Source organism: Sodaliphilus sp. (assembly GCF_045598405.1).
Lineage (GTDB): Bacteria > Bacteroidota > Bacteroidia > Bacteroidales > Muribaculaceae > Sodaliphilus > Sodaliphilus limicaballi.
The window spans coordinates 55,761-70,308 of record NZ_JAZLLZ010000037.1 but is presented as its reverse complement, the minus strand read 5'-3'; the positions used below and the strand labels follow the sequence as shown (position 1 = coordinate 70,308).

The window sequence follows — 14,548 nt, the reverse complement described above, 5'->3', positions numbered from 1 at the left end:
ACTATGAAGAATCTTACTAAATATATGATGGCTGCAGCAGTGGGCTGCATGGCCGTTAGCGGTTTTGCTCAGTTGAAGCAGGACTGGGGTGATTTCAAGCTGTGGATAGACCCGGGTCACTCGGGACGCGAGAACGCTGGCCTTTACAACTATACCGAGGCACAGAAGGTACTGCGTGTGGGTCTTGCTACACGTGAATTCCTTTTCCAATACACCACTGCAAGCGAGAATACTATTCAGATGACCCGCGATGATGACCAGGATAACGTTTCTCTCGAGGAACGCTCTGACATGGCCAACGCATGGGGTGCCGACTTCTTCTACTCAATCCATAGTGACGCAGGCCAGGGTGCTAACACTACCCTCTTCCTGTTTGGTGGATGGAAAAAGAACGGCGCTTATGTAGAGAAGACTCCCGCTGGCGGTAAGCGTTATGGCGACATCCTGTGCCCCAACCTTACCGGCGTGATGTACAAAACTGGCACTCGTGGCAACTACTACGACCGCATCTATTATAATGGTGACGTTGATACTCATGAGAACCAGTATCCCTACCTGTCAGTTAACCGTCGCACCAACATGGCTTCGCTCCTCAGCGAGGGCGGTTTCCACACTCATCCTGTGCAGCAGGGTCTCAACATGAACGAGAGCTACAAGCGCCTTGAGGCATTCGGTACCTTCCGTTCTATTATGGAGTATCTGGACCTTGCTCGTCCCGAGAAGGTTATGCTCGCAGGTGTTGTTACCAACAGCGAGAACGGCGAGGCTCTTGACGGCGTCTCTGTTACCGTTGATGGCAAGACAATCGTTACTGACACTTATGAGTCACTGTTCAAGCAATATGTGCGCAGTGCCGGCATCGTTCACAACGGTTTCTTCCTCTTTGAAGACCTCGTTCCTGGCCAGGAGTATGAAATCACTTACTCTTGCCCCGGCTATGCACCCAAGAGCCAAAAGGTGACAATTAAGAGCGATCCCCAGGGACTTGCAGGCGACAACGTTACATGGGGTAACATGCAGCTCACTAGCAACGCTCCCGCAGTGGTTGCTTCTAACAGTGTGCTCGACCCCACCAAGGTTAGCACTCGCAACGACATCGTTCTCACATTCTCACGCAACATGGACCGTGCAAGTGTAGAACAGGCATTCAGCATCACAGGTGTTGACCCCGTGGAACTCAAGTGGACTAACGACCACACATTGCGCATCATCATCAACAAGCTTAAAGACGACCGCGACTACACCATCACAATTGATGGTACAGTTGCAAAGAACGCCGAAACCCAGCAGTTCCTTGATGGTGACGCCGACGGTCAGGAAGGTGGCAATTATGTATTCGAATTCTCAACCATTCCCGCCGATACCGAAGCGCCCTTCATCACAAGCACCACTCCCGCTGAAGATGCAACCGAGCTCTACACTCAGCGTCCCGTTATCCGTATCGAGTACAACGAGGAACTTGCTTGGAATGAAGACCTCGCTATCGATGCTATCGTAGTTGAGGATGCCGATGGCAAGAAGTACGAAGGCCGCCTCACTCACGAGGTTGTGCGCGACGCTTCTGTCCTTCACCTCTACCTCAACGAGGATCTCGCGCTCGACAAGTGCTTCAAGGTAACCGTTAAGGGTGGCTTTGCCGATCTCGCTGGCAACGTGAGCGAAGGCAAGGTATTCAAGTTCCTCAGCGAGTACCGTCCTGTTAAGGACAGCACTCCTCTCGTAGGCGAGTATAACACTAGCGAGTGGTTCAGCCCCGGCGGTTCAGGCTCATCAAAGGGCTTCACCGACATGGAGAGCCAGATACTCGAGAAGGGCAGCCTCGTTCACGATGCTTCAATTCCTTCTTCTTACCACATCCACTTCCAAATGGATCCCGAGACAAGCGAAGCTTATTGGGGACTCCGCGTTTACTGCAAGGCTACCGACAACGGTTCTTACCTCACAGCAACAAAGGCCAAGGACGCAGTTATCCAGGCTTATGTTTACGGCGATGGTTCTGGCATGTATGTAGGTCACGGTCTGCGCATGCGCAACGACAACGCATCAGTTAAGCGTTACACCAAGCAGCAGACTCACCGCGGTTGGGAGAACGTTTGCTGGGATGTAAACAACGAGGAATGTTCAATCGTTTCTGGCGAAGCTACCAAGGTTGAAGGCATGTGGAAGTACGATGCATTCTGGGTATGGAAAGGATACGTTAGCGAGTTCGAAGATGAGGATCCCGACTTCCCCGAAATCGCTTGGGAAGGTGACATCTACTTCGACGACCTCAAGTACGTTCACTATGACAACACCGTAGAGCAGACAGCTTCGCTCGAAGATATCCCCTTCACTGCTGTAAACGACCTCAACACAGGCAAGACTGTAAAGAGCGTTAAGTACATCAACGTTGCAGGTATCGAGAGTGCAACACCCTTCGAAGGCGTCAACATCGTAGTAACCAACTACACCGACGGCACCAAGAGCGCAATCAAGGTGATCAAGTAACAAACACTGATTACACCTAATTATAAAAAGTCCCGCCCTACCCCGGCGGGATTTTTTTTGCCTATACCCCATCTGTTTACCCCTCACTCAAAAAAAATCTGCGCAAGCAGCGTAATCCGCGAAAAAAATAACCCCGAATTCCCTGAGAGGGAAAAAATCGGATAATTTTTTCCCGTTCTATACCATTTATTAAGCAAAAAATTACTAACTTTGCGACAATTCAGCAACAAGTGGCAGAGGCTGCGGCTGATGACATAAAGTTTTAGAAAGCGTTTCGCTTCTTTTCCAGTTAGGAAAAATCGCCAAATTTTATCAAACAAGGGAAAAAGAAGCAGTCATGAAACGCCTTCGCTGTGCTTGTATATTCCACCCCGTACAAGCGGGAGGAAGTCTATATATAGGCTATGGCGTGGGGTGGACTGTTTTATCTTGTTTGAAGGCGTTTGGCGATGCCGTCCTAACTATAGACAGTGACATCGTCCCACGCTTTCTTTTTGCGCATTATTTAAATGTTTCAAAGGGGACGTGAGAAACACAGTGTATTATTTATGCCTATAACTAAAAGAAGGGGGCGTCTTCGTGTCAAACTACCCGATGGTTCTCTCATCCAAGAGAGAACTTCTGCTGATACATTTACAAAAGCAATTGACATTGCAGTTTCCAAGACAAACATAAATGAAGTACTTAACACAAACATTATTTGGTGCAAATTCCCATTAATCTCTATGGATAAAAACATTTACACCAAAGAGAAGTATATCAAAACACTAAAGAAATGTGAGTGTGGACTATATGTAAACACATGTTCCAATAATAAAGATAAAAGAAAACTTTTACTTAGAATTTTAGATATTCTTAAATTAAATTGGAATGTTACTATTATATAGCAAACAATTCAGTATGTATATTAATCATTTATTCTCAAAAAGATGAAAAAAATACTATTCTTATTAACTATGTTCCTAACAACATGGAACATTGCCTTTGCCTACGATTACTATATCAATGGCATCTATTATAGTTGGGACAATACCAACAAAACGGCGTTGTGTGTGGTAGGTCGAGGAAGTGCAAGTGATTCAAAGTATAGTGGAGACATTATAATTCCTAGTTCTGTATTAATAGGTAGTAATTACTATAGCGTTATTAGAATTGGAGGCAGCACATTTTCTAACTGTACTGAGTTAACCAGCGTCACCATCCCCAACACAGTCAAAACGATAAATGGATATGCTTTCAATGGTTGCTCGGGGCTAACCAGTATCACCATACCCAACTCCAACCTTACTATAGAAAAAAACGTATTCAATGGATGTTCAAGTCTAAATAAGGTAGTATGGAGTGGTAATAAGATAACGACTGAATCCATATTTCCTTCGTCGCTCAAAACGGTTGAAATTGCTTCCGATTTTAAAACCCCTACCAGCTGGCCATTTGGCAGTTCTGTTACAAATCTACTGTACAATTCTACTAATGTACCACTTGTCAGCGAGACAAAAATCCCAAGTGTAAATTTCATTTCATTTGGAAGTAATGCAAAAACTATTCCTGCCAACTTTGCAAAAGGTATAACCACATTGACTTCAGTCACAATTGGTAACATGGTTACAGGAATCGGTTCAATGGCATTTGATGGATGTACAGGACTGTACTCATTGTCAATCGGCAATGGAGTGACTACTATCGGTGACTACGCATTTCGAGGGTGTACAGGGCTGACTTCTGTAACTATTCCTGGTAGTGTTAAGACGGTTGGGACATATGCATTTAGTGGCTGTACAGGTCTAACGAAAATCACCCTGAACAACGGAATAGAAGAATTGAAATTACGCAGTTTATCAGGATGTAAGAAACTCACAAGTGTTACCATTCCCAACTCTGTAAAAATAATCAGAGAAAAAGCTTTCTGTGACAACACTGCGGTTACGTCAGTCAACCTTGGAACAGGAGTAACTGCTATTGAATACATGGCATTTGCCAATAATAACTCTTTAAAAACAGTCACTGCCAATAGTGTTGTCCCACCAGCGACAAGTGCTAGTTACGCATTCAATGGAACGACACCGGCAAGAAATAGCATTACATTAAAATTTCCCATCGCATCTTATTATGCATACTCAACCGCACATGAATTTGAAGAATTTAACTTTGATTTTGCCATAGGCACAGAGCAGGGACCTGGCGGTTTCTCGGGTTCTGGAGCAGGAACAGAGAACGATCCATACTTGATTTTCAATCCTATCCAACTCTATAATGTGCGCAACTTTAATGGTAAAGCAGGCGTAGTGTTCAAGCTAATGGCAGATATTGACTTGACCGACTTTATAGCGGACAATAACCCCAATAATGGTTGGGAACCCATCGGAACCAACTCATCACCATTTATGGGCAAATTCTATGGCGACAACCACAAGATATCTGGTTTAAAGATATCACGAACAAATGACTACATTGGTCTGTTTGGATGCACAAATGGTGCCACCATAAACAATCTCACTGTTGAAGGAACAACCGTGAGCGGTGGGGCATACACTGGTGTTGTTGCAGGTGCTGCCGTAAACACTACTATCAACAACGTGACAGGCAACGCAAGTGTCAACGGTAAGAGTTATGTGGGCGGTTTTGCAGGCCTTTCCCACGGTTCTACCTTGTCTAAATGTTACCATACAGGAACGGTTACAGCAACAGACTCAATAGTTGGTGGCTTTATAGGTAATATAGCAAAAGGAACTTTAACGACAGGCTCACACAAGGGAAATGTTAAAGGAGGATTAAAAACTGGTGGATTTGCAGGAAACTGCTTATCAAGTACAGTAACCACCTTTACTCAATCGGGAACTGTATCAGGAGGACAATATACTGGTGGATTTGCAGGAAATTGCAGATTATGTACAATAACAGGCTTCACGCAAACAGGCGATGTAAGTGCTTCGTCAGGCATTGTGGGAGGTTTTGCAGGATATTTATACAATGGTATAGTAAAGAACTCTGTTTTCAATGGATCTGTTTCTGCACCCAATTATCAATATGTGGGTGGATTCTGCGGTTCAGCTGAAGGTGATGCCATTAGCAATTGTTCCTTTACCAACTGCAAGGCTATTAATGGTAATATAACTGGTGGATATCGTGTAGGCGGTTTTATGGGTCAAACAATAAAAGCAACCATCACAAATTGCTATGCTGAGAACAATGTAACTGCTACAAGCAAAACGATTTACCCTAATACGGGCGGTTTTATTGGAAGAAATGCACATATCTTGTCAATCAGTAATAGTGGTTCGGTAGGAAACGTAACTAGTCAAGACTATAATGATAATGGTGTTTCAAACGCAGGTGGATTCGTTGGTACAAGTATTGGTGGGTTACTGACAATGACTAATTGCTATGCTATTGGTGACGTGAGTGGTACAGGAAATCGCTGTGGTGGGTTAGTTGGTAATTCAGACGGAGACCTCTCTATCAGCAACAGTTACTACAGTGGAGATATTAATGGTGTGAATAATGTGGGCGGTATCGTTGGCAATGCAGTAGCAAACACTACAATCAGTAAGTGTTACGCATCTGGTTCTATCAACTCCACCCAAAACACAGGCGGTATCGCTGGTAATATCACTGCAGGCGAAATCACTTCGTGCGTGGCTTCTCAAAATTCTATCAACGCTGCAAGCGGTAGTGTTGGCCGCATTTACGGAGTTGCAGGAAGCGGAGTCGTTATTGGCGAAAACGGAACCAACACCGGCAACCAGGCACTCGAAAGCATGAACGTTGTGTCACAGGGCAGCTCTTTGACCATAAACGATAATGCACAGCATGGAACTTCACTGGGCAAACTGATGCTAAAATACATCTCAAGCTACCAGGGTAAAGGATGGGACTTCTCTACCGACTGGACTATTCAAGAGACCGAAAGCTATCCCTACAAGCCAAGCCAATGTGCTCCTCCTGTATTTACAGGCACCCTTACATCGGGCATGACCACGGTGACAGGAAAATGTGCATCGGGAGCCGAAGTATATGCCGTTGTTGAAGGCAAGGAATATAAGGCAAATGTAAGCGGTTCCACATGGACTGCTACTGTCCCTGCATTGAAATCAGGTATCACAGTGCGTGCTTACGCCAAGACCAGCACACTCATGCATTCTTACTACAACAGCAGTATTGTGGGATTTGCAGGAAGCGGAACCGAAAACGACCCCTATCGCATCTATACTGCTGAAGACCTTGCAAACATCAACAGTTATGCATATTATAAGGTAATGAACGACATCGACCTCACCGATTGGATAAACACCAACAATAAGACCGGAGGCTGGAAACCTGTAGGAATCAACGGTGGCGGAACAATGAAACAACTCGACGGAAGTAACCACACAATCAGCGGACTCTGGGTTAACTCAACACTGGACAACGTGGGACTCGTGTCAAGCATTGAAAACGCAACCATCAAGGACATCACCGTGAAGATTGCCACAGGCAAGAGCATTGCAACTACCAAGGGACATGCAGGTGTAGTTGTGGGTAAAGCAATGAACAGCGTGATAAGCAACTGCAAAGTGACAGCAGGTAAACTTAGTGCGACCGAGAGCAACGTGGGCGGTGTTGCTGGTTATGCAACTGGTTCTACATTTACCGACTGTAATGTGGAAGGTGTTACCGCTACATGTGGTGGTGCCAACGTCGGTGGTATATGCGGTTACACAGAAAGTGACACATTCAATAATTGTGCATTGACCGAAAGCAGTTTCACAGGTACAGGCAATTATGCCGGTGGTATTGCATCGGGCTCTAAGTCAAACAATAATTTTGAGAAATGCGTTGTAAGCAATTCTACCATTGGAGGTCAGAGCTACGTGGGTGGTATCACTGGTAGTTTGAGTACAAATATATCGGAGCTTACAGTAGACGGATCTACAATAAAAGGCACAGGAAATCATATTGGAGGAATAGTTGGAAATACAAGTAAATTAATCAATATGTGTAGTGCAAATGTTACTTTGACAGGTGCTCTCAACCTTGGAGGTATTGCAGGTAATGCAACCGCTGCAATTACACTCTGTACTTCTGAAGGTACAATCAAGTCAACAGATATGGCTACTAGTAAGGTTGGTGGTATCGCTGGTAACACAACTGCTGCAATAAGCAATTGTTATAGTACCGCTTCTGTCTCAGGAGGTCAATATGTTGGCGGTATCGCTGGTTATACTACAAACTCTATAGACAAATGCTATGCAAGCGGAAATCTTGCAAGCAAATACTTCGCAGGTGGTGTTGTCGGTTATATGGACGGAGCAAACGCTAAGACCAATTACTGCTTCGCAATGTGTACCAAGATTGATGTAGAAGACCAGACAGGAACTGCAATGCGCGTGATTGGTGGTTTCAAGAACGGTGCTCTCACGCCTGCTGCTACTAACTATGCACTCAAGAGCATGGTTGTTTCGGTAAACGGTGTGACCCAGACAATCTATGACGATGTGCTCGAGGGCAAGGGCGTGCAACTCGCTACTCTCAAGCAGCAGCCCACCTATACAGCACAGGGCTGGGACTTCAACGAGACTTGGGGTATCAACGAGGGAGAAGGCTTCCCCTACTTGCAGTGGACTGCTGTTGAACCCGAGCCTGAGTATGTGACTGGTGACGCTAATGGTGACGGCTTTGTTCGCATCAATGACGTGGTGACTACATCTAACTATATCCTAGGTGATGAACCTGCCGGATTTGTGTTTGCGGCTGCCGATGTTAACCAAGACGGTTTCGTTCGCATCAACGATGTGGTTCTTATTGCTAACATTATCCTTGACGGCGGCATGAACGCTCCCGCTAAGGTTGCTGTAATGCAACTTGCTGGCAACGACTACATGACTGCACAGGGAGTTGAAATTAAGGCTGGCGAGACTCGCTTCATCGACATTGAGTTGAACAACGACAACGCATTCAGCGCTCTGCAGATGGACATCAACCTTCCCGACGGTCTCATGCTCAAGGGTGCAACTCTCACAGGCCGTGCCGATGGCCACAACCTGATGACTGGCCGCACTGTTAACGGCAAGGCTACAATCGCTGTAATCTCAACCGAAAGCAACAACTTCGCCGGCAACAACGGTGCAGTTATTCGCCTTGAGGTGATGGCAACAGGCAATGTAACCGAGGACATCATGCTTGACAACATCTTCGCTTCAACAGCCAAGGGCGTGCTCAAGCAGCTTGATGCTGTGAGCGTGGGCGTGAACGCTGTCAGCGGCATCAACGACATCACAGTGGGCAACGGCCTCGTGAATGTTTACAACACTGCCGGCCAGCTCGTGCGCCGCAACGCCAATGCAAGCGAAGCAACACGCAACCTCCCTGCAGGTCTTTACCTCGTGGGTGGCAAGAAAGTGGTAGTTAAGTAAAAAAATAACCTCTCGCAGATTACGCGGATTTCGCAGATATTAAATTTATCTTTGAATCTGCGCAATCAGCGCGATCTGCGAGAAATAAAAAATAAAGTATTATGAAGAAGATAATTTTTGCTATCATAGCAGTCCTTGCGGCGTTTAATGCTCATGCCGACAGGATGTATATCGACAACTTCTCGATTGAGGCTGGCGAGACTAAGAAAGTGAGCATCAATCTTGACAATAGCAAAGCACTCTCGGCGTTCCAACTGGAGCTGTATCTGCCCGAAGGTCTCACCATGGCTCTTGACAACCGCGGTCGCCTGCGCTATGGCGTGAACGCCGACCGTGCCGACGACCACACGCTAACATTCAAGGATCGTGGCAACGGCCAGTATAACGCCACCTACTATTCAACCAACAGCTATGACATCTACGACAATAGTGGTGAGGTGGTTTACTTCTATGTATCAGCTGCCGAGGATTTCAACGGCACTGCAACCATTTCGCTCAAGGAAATCTATGTGAGCGATGCCGCTGGCAACATGACTCAGCTCGATAATACCACATGCACAGTTACCGGTCCTCAGCCCGTAAATCCTCCCGCTGGTCCCACATCGATGTATATCAATGACTTCTCAATTGAGGCTGGCGAGACTATGCAGGTGAGCATTAACCTGGACAACAGCATTGCCCTCTCGGCGTTCCAACTGGAACTTTATCTGCCCGAAGGTCTCACCATGGCTCTTGATAACCGCGGACGCTTGCGCTATGGCGTGAACGCCGACCGAGCCGACGACCACACGCTCACCTTCAAGGATCGTGGCAACGGACAGTATAATGCTACTTACTACTCAACAAATAGCTACGACATCATGGGCAACAGCGGCGAGGTGGTTTACTTCTACGTTACAGCTGCCGACAACTTCACTGGCGCAGCAACCATTTCGCTCAAGGAAATCTATGTGAGCGATGCTGCTGGCAACATGACCCAGCTCGACAACACCACTTGCACAGTGACTGGTTCAAGCACACCCGGCCCTGAGCCAGGCGGTGACAAGGCAATCTCAATCACACTCGACATGAGCGAATTTAAGACTACCGAGACAGCTCTGGTACAGGTTTATCCCACTATTGAACCTGCCGCTGCAGCAAGCCAGGAAATTGCTTGGAAATCTAGCAACGAGGAGATTGCAACAGTTGATACTCACGGACGCATCAAGGCCCTGAAGCCCGGCAAGGTGACTGTTACTGCTACGACAACCGACGGCAGCAACCTGAGCGCACAGTGCGAAGTGACAATAATGATGAAAGGTGACATGAATGAGGACTTCGTAATCGACGTCACCGACATGAGTTCTATCATCAACATCATCCTTTCAAGCAAATAAACATTTTGCAAATAAAAAAAGCCGGGGAATCTCTATTTAAGGTTCCTCGGCTTTTGAGTGTAAGCAAAACAATCTTTTCTTATTCTTCGCTTTCGTTGTTGGGAAGATATTTCTTGAGGGCCTTGATAACGCCTGATTTCCAGTTGTTAATGCTCTGGTTGTCGAGCTCGAGGCTGCTCACTAGCTTCACTACTTGCTCGATGGGCATGCCGTAGCGCAGTACTCCTGAAATCAGTTTGGCATAGTTCCAGAACTCCGGGTTGAATTTTTCAGACAATCCTTCTATTGTGGTCTTGAAACCTCGCTTGTTGATGAACTGGAAGTCATATCTCTTCTGTCCGTTTTCGTCGAGGGCTTTAATGATTTTACCTGAATTGACCGATTTGGGGCAGAAAATTCCTTCCTCATCGTCCTGGATGCCAGTAAAAACTTCGTAAGGGCGACCGTCAATAAGACCCACGAAGGCAATCCATTTTTCTTTTTTGTTCTGGAACCTCACCACGTCGGCCTCGAGCGACTGCGGGCGTTTAAGGATGTATTCCTCGTCGGCCATATAATGTTGGTTTCCCTTGGCTGAGGTGTTTGATACCAGGCAAAAGTAGTCGCAGTCACACTTGCATGCAGTAAAGCACAGGTTTCTTTGTTCTTCGGTTCGCAACCCCTTTGACAGGGTGTGCTTCGATATTGTGCAATTACGTGCACAGGTCTCGTCAATAACGCTGGTGATTGATTGCTTAATCTCGACATCGTCGATGGCTCCGAGCACTTGCAGCAGAGTCTCAAATTGCTCAAAAACTAGGTGCAATGCACCCGCCTCGCGTGTAGCACCAAGGATCTTGGCCAGCAAGTCTTTCTCTACCGCATCAGTGTTGTCATCAAGGAGTGCACCCAATTTTGAAATCAGTGCTTTTTTACTCTCTTTGGAATCCTCGACCGTCGTATTGCACAGTCCCTTTAATCCTTTATAGTCAAGATACTCGCCATTGTCGCCTATTTTCACAAGCTGCATCAGGTCGATTGTCTTAACCTCCTGGAGGCGATAGTGCACGATTTCGGGCGCCTTGAAACAGACATTGGCAACATTTCCAATCGCTTGCCACATTTTGCCTTCTTCGATGGTTGCATATCCCTGGTCTTGCGCCAAGGCTTGCATGAATTGTTCGTTAACAACAAGCGAGAGATGTCGTTTCAATTCTTTCTTGCTTAAAAGTTGAGCCAGGCATGGGTGCTCAACGTCGATCCACATGCCCAACTTGCCGTCAACCTCCTTGGCTGTGCGGCAAAACCTTAATGCCGCCATGCATGCATAGCTCTCCCCTATTGACGACAAGTCAACCCACACCTCGATGCCTCGAGCCAGGAGTAATGCTATCTCATGGTCACTCTGCAGGATTGAACTATAGGAATCACCGTTGCATCTCACTGCAACGCAGCACCCTGATAGTGGCAGATTCTTGTATGATATTGCGTTATTATCCACAGTAAATAAAATTTTTTATGCAAAAATACTAATAAAACCATTATAATGGAAATCTCGTTACAGGTTTTTTTGTAATTTTGCACAAAACATGGTATTTGATGACAAGCGAAGACTTTTTCGACGTTGTCCTTTATTTAATGAAAATAGATTATGATAAATGTTAATATAGACCAGCGTATTGCCGAGGTGTGTCCCGAAATTAAGATAGGGCTTATCAGGGCTAATGTTGTTAATTCTCCCACCTGTGACGATCTGTGGAAAGAGATTGAACAGGCTGCCCAAGACATCACGGGACAATATGAACTGCTTGCAATCAATGCCCGCCCTGCGATTGCCGGCACTCGCAAACTGTATAAAGCGCTGGGCAAAGACCCCGGCCGCTATCGCGTGGCAAGCGAGCAACTGTGCCGACGCATCGTGAAAGGACTGGGAATTTATCGACTCACGACGCTCATTGATGTAGTCAACCTTGTGTCAATCAAGAGCGGTTATGCCATCAGCGGACTAGACGCCGACAAAATTGAAGGCAATACACTGACACTAGGGGTTGGCGAGAAAGACGAGGTGTACCATGGCATAGGCCGAGGGTTGCTCAACATCGAGAACATGCCTGTTTACCGTGACGAGATTGGCGGTATAGCAACTCCCACTAGCGACGAGGAGAGAACGAAATTCACCGATGATACCACATGTGTGCAGATCAACATCAACGCTTTCGCCCCCGAGATGCCCATCGAGCAAGCTGTGAAATGGATGGTGGAACTGCTCGAAAAATATGCCCAAGCAACTAATATAGAAACTAAAATATTATGAAAATCTTATCAATTAAAGGTGGCGCAATCAATGGCCGTAACCTAGACGAAGTGGTGAAATGCCTTGAAGATGGCGGCATTATCATCTACCCTACCGATACCGTGTATGCCCTCGGTTGTGATGCGATGAACAACCAGGCGATAGAACGAATATGTGCAATCAAGGAGATGAAGTCGGCTAAAACAAATCTCTCTATTATATGCAGCGAGATTTCAGAAGTGTCGCAGTATGCCAAGTTTGACAATTCCCAATTCAGACTAATGAAAGCCCACTTGCCAGGTCCATTTACCTTCATCTTGCAAGCATTGTCAAGGTTGCCCAAGGCATTCAAGGGGCGCAAAACTGTGGGAATAAGAATCCCCGACAATGACATTGCCCTGACTATAGAACGTGCATTGGGCAAACCCATTCTTACGACCTCGGTTGAAGGACCTGACGATGACTACCGTTGTGAGCCTGAACTCATTGCCGAGACCTATAAGTCATCGGTTGACATAGTGATAGACGCAGGACGCGGCGAGCTGGAACCATCGACCATTGTTGACTGCACTGGCGATAAACCAGAGGTAGTGCGTCAAGGTAAGGGCGAACTGGATTAGTTATCCTCTGCTTAATTCTTTTACAAGGGAGATGCGCACGCGTTTCCCTTTGATTTTGGCTTGTTGCAAGCGGGATAGCGTTTCGTTGATATTATTTCTAGGCACAGCGACTATTGCATAGTGATCACGCACATCTATCTGTCCTATTTCCTTTGCCGAGACGTTGCCGCTGTTGTTAGCTATAAACCCAACTATATCACCTTTAGATATTTTCTCCTTTTTTCCTGCCATGAAATAGAGTGTTGCCATTGCCGCGTTGATGTTGTTGCGCGTGAGTGTCGCCGGAATGTGCCATTCGTCATCGAAAGCGACATAATCAGGCACCGATTCGGTGGGACCGACAATCACAAAAGCGTCACCGCAGGCTTGTTGCCTGGCAGTGCGTCCGTTGCGGTGAGTATAGCTCTCGCTCGACACTGGCATGTGGTAGTGGATGATGTTTTTCACTTCGCTAATATCTAGTCCACGTGAGCCCAAGTCGGTGGTGACGAGCACAGGGTAAGTCCCATTATGGAACATGCTCACTGCCATCTCGCGGCTCAACTGGTCGAGTGCGCCATGATATAGCCCTGCTGCGATATGGTTAGCCACTAGTGAGGCATGAATACGCTCGACAGCATCACGATAATTAGCAAAGACGATGCTCTTCCCTTCGGGCAACGAAAGTAACAATCGCTTGAGGGTCTCAAGTTTATCGGGAGCGTCGCTACTTACCTGCCACACTTTTAGTTTTGACGTGCTGCGGTTATGCGAGAAATTAATTTCAATGGGACTGTTTAGTCTCAAATATTCGGGCAGGGTATCAATCATAGTTGCTGACGTGAGGAAGCGTCGTGACAAGTTGGGCATGCGCTTAATGAGCTTCTTCATCTCGTCCTCAAAACCAAGCTCTAGGCATTTGTCAAACTCGTCTATGACAAGCTGTTTTGTGTTGGTAATGTCGATGTTGCCGCGCTGGCAATGGTCAAGGAGACGTCCTGGGGTTGACACAATAATCTCGGGCACCACAATCAGTGAGTTTTTCTCGTCCTCAACCTTGTGGCCGCCGTAACAGCATGTCACCTTGTGCCCTTCTGCAATCACACGCAGTATGTCAAAGATCTGCAAAGCCAGTTCGCGTGACGGCACTATGATAACTACCTGAAGTTTTTCTGGCAGGTCTTTCAACGCCTTTAATACCGGAATGATATAAGCAAGAGTTTTTCCTGAACCGGTGGGAGAATACAAAACGATGTCACCATTCATGGAAGAAGACTTGCTAAGAACTGCCTTTTGCATGTCGTTTAGAGAACTAATGCCCATGCGGTTTTCGATTATACTTAATATTTCGAGTTCTTTCATATTAATTTTTTTTGCAAAAGTACTTATTTTAATAGACTTCACGAGTAATATAGGAGTAAA

At 46.3% G+C, this 14,548-nt stretch carries 7 protein-coding genes and 2 pseudogenes; 7 read left to right on the top strand and 2 right to left on the bottom strand.

What is annotated here, in order from left to right; genetic code table 11:
- Positions 1 to 3: 3 nt before the first annotated feature.
- The 5 genes and pseudogenes from ACKI3C_RS03130 to ACKI3C_RS03110 all read left to right on the top strand — a co-directional run bounded on the left by ACKI3C_RS03130 (position 4) and on the right by ACKI3C_RS03110 (position 10,255).
- Complete coding sequence (locus tag ACKI3C_RS03130; protein ID WP_407401948.1) at positions 4 to 2,487, top strand: Ig-like domain-containing protein; 2,484 nt, start codon at positions 4 to 6, stop codon at positions 2,485 to 2,487.
- Positions 2,488 to 3,035: 548 nt separating this feature from the next.
- Positions 3,036 to 3,374: a hypothetical protein gene (locus ACKI3C_RS03125; protein ID WP_407401946.1), complete on the top strand. Its 339-nt coding sequence runs from the start codon at positions 3,036 to 3,038 to the stop codon at positions 3,372 to 3,374.
- A gap of 42 nt (positions 3,375 to 3,416) precedes the next feature.
- Positions 3,417 to 3,863 (top strand): annotated as a pseudogene (locus ACKI3C_RS03120) (leucine-rich repeat domain-containing protein); the annotation flags it as partial.
- Positions 3,864 to 4,088: 225 nt separating this feature from the next.
- Positions 4,089 to 8,879 carry a leucine-rich repeat protein gene (locus ACKI3C_RS03115; RefSeq protein ID WP_407402120.1) on the top strand — a complete coding sequence of 1,597 codons (4,791 nt, stop codon included), beginning with the start codon at positions 4,089 to 4,091 and terminating at the stop codon, positions 8,877 to 8,879.
- A gap of 101 nt (positions 8,880 to 8,980) precedes the next feature.
- On the top strand, positions 8,981 to 10,255 hold the full coding sequence (locus ACKI3C_RS03110) for an Ig-like domain-containing protein (RefSeq protein WP_407401944.1): 1,275 nt from the start codon (positions 8,981 to 8,983) through the stop codon (positions 10,253 to 10,255).
- 97 nt (positions 10,256 to 10,352) lie between these two features.
- Here ACKI3C_RS03110 and ACKI3C_RS03105 read toward each other — a convergent pair.
- Positions 10,353 to 10,787 (bottom strand): annotated as a pseudogene (locus tag ACKI3C_RS03105) (ribonucleoside-diphosphate reductase, adenosylcobalamin-dependent); the annotation flags it as partial.
- A 1,098-nt stretch (positions 10,788 to 11,885) separates the two neighbouring features.
- On the opposite strand from ACKI3C_RS03105, the gene ACKI3C_RS03100 reads away from it, so the two are divergent.
- Together ACKI3C_RS03100 and ACKI3C_RS03095 are read left to right on the top strand one after the other, a co-directional pair.
- On the top strand, positions 11,886 to 12,548 hold the full coding sequence (locus ACKI3C_RS03100) for a B3/4 domain-containing protein (protein WP_407401942.1): 663 nt from the start codon (positions 11,886 to 11,888) through the stop codon (positions 12,546 to 12,548).
- Complete coding sequence (locus ACKI3C_RS03095; protein ID WP_407401940.1) at positions 12,545 to 13,147, top strand: L-threonylcarbamoyladenylate synthase; 603 nt, start codon at positions 12,545 to 12,547, stop codon at positions 13,145 to 13,147. Before ACKI3C_RS03100 ends, ACKI3C_RS03095 begins: the two co-directional genes overlap by 4 nt.
- Here the strand turns inward: ACKI3C_RS03095 and ACKI3C_RS03090 are convergent, their stop codons facing one another.
- Positions 13,148 to 14,488, bottom strand: coding sequence for a DEAD/DEAH box helicase (locus ACKI3C_RS03090; RefSeq protein ID WP_407401938.1), 1,341 nt, complete (start codon positions 14,486 to 14,488; stop codon positions 13,148 to 13,150).
- Between the last annotated feature and the right edge of the window lie 60 nt (positions 14,489 to 14,548).

Excerpts from the sequence above, each read along its gene's own strand:
- ACKI3C_RS03130 (WP_407401948.1), top strand. The coding sequence starts at position 4 with ATGAAGAATCTTACTAAATATATGATGGCTGCAGCAGTGGGCTGCATG.
- ACKI3C_RS03125 (WP_407401946.1), top strand. The coding sequence starts at position 3,036 with ATGCCTATAACTAAAAGAAGGGGGCGTCTTCGTGTCAAACTACCCGAT.
- ACKI3C_RS03115 (WP_407402120.1), top strand. The coding sequence starts at position 4,089 with ATGGTTACAGGAATCGGTTCAATGGCATTTGATGGATGTACAGGACTG.
- ACKI3C_RS03110 (WP_407401944.1), top strand. The coding sequence starts at position 8,981 with ATGAAGAAGATAATTTTTGCTATCATAGCAGTCCTTGCGGCGTTTAAT.
- ACKI3C_RS03100 (WP_407401942.1), top strand. The coding sequence starts at position 11,886 with ATGATAAATGTTAATATAGACCAGCGTATTGCCGAGGTGTGTCCCGAA.
- ACKI3C_RS03095 (WP_407401940.1), top strand. The coding sequence starts at position 12,545 with ATGAAAATCTTATCAATTAAAGGTGGCGCAATCAATGGCCGTAACCTA.
- ACKI3C_RS03090 (WP_407401938.1), bottom strand. The coding sequence starts at position 14,488 with ATGAAAGAACTCGAAATATTAAGTATAATCGAAAACCGCATGGGCATT.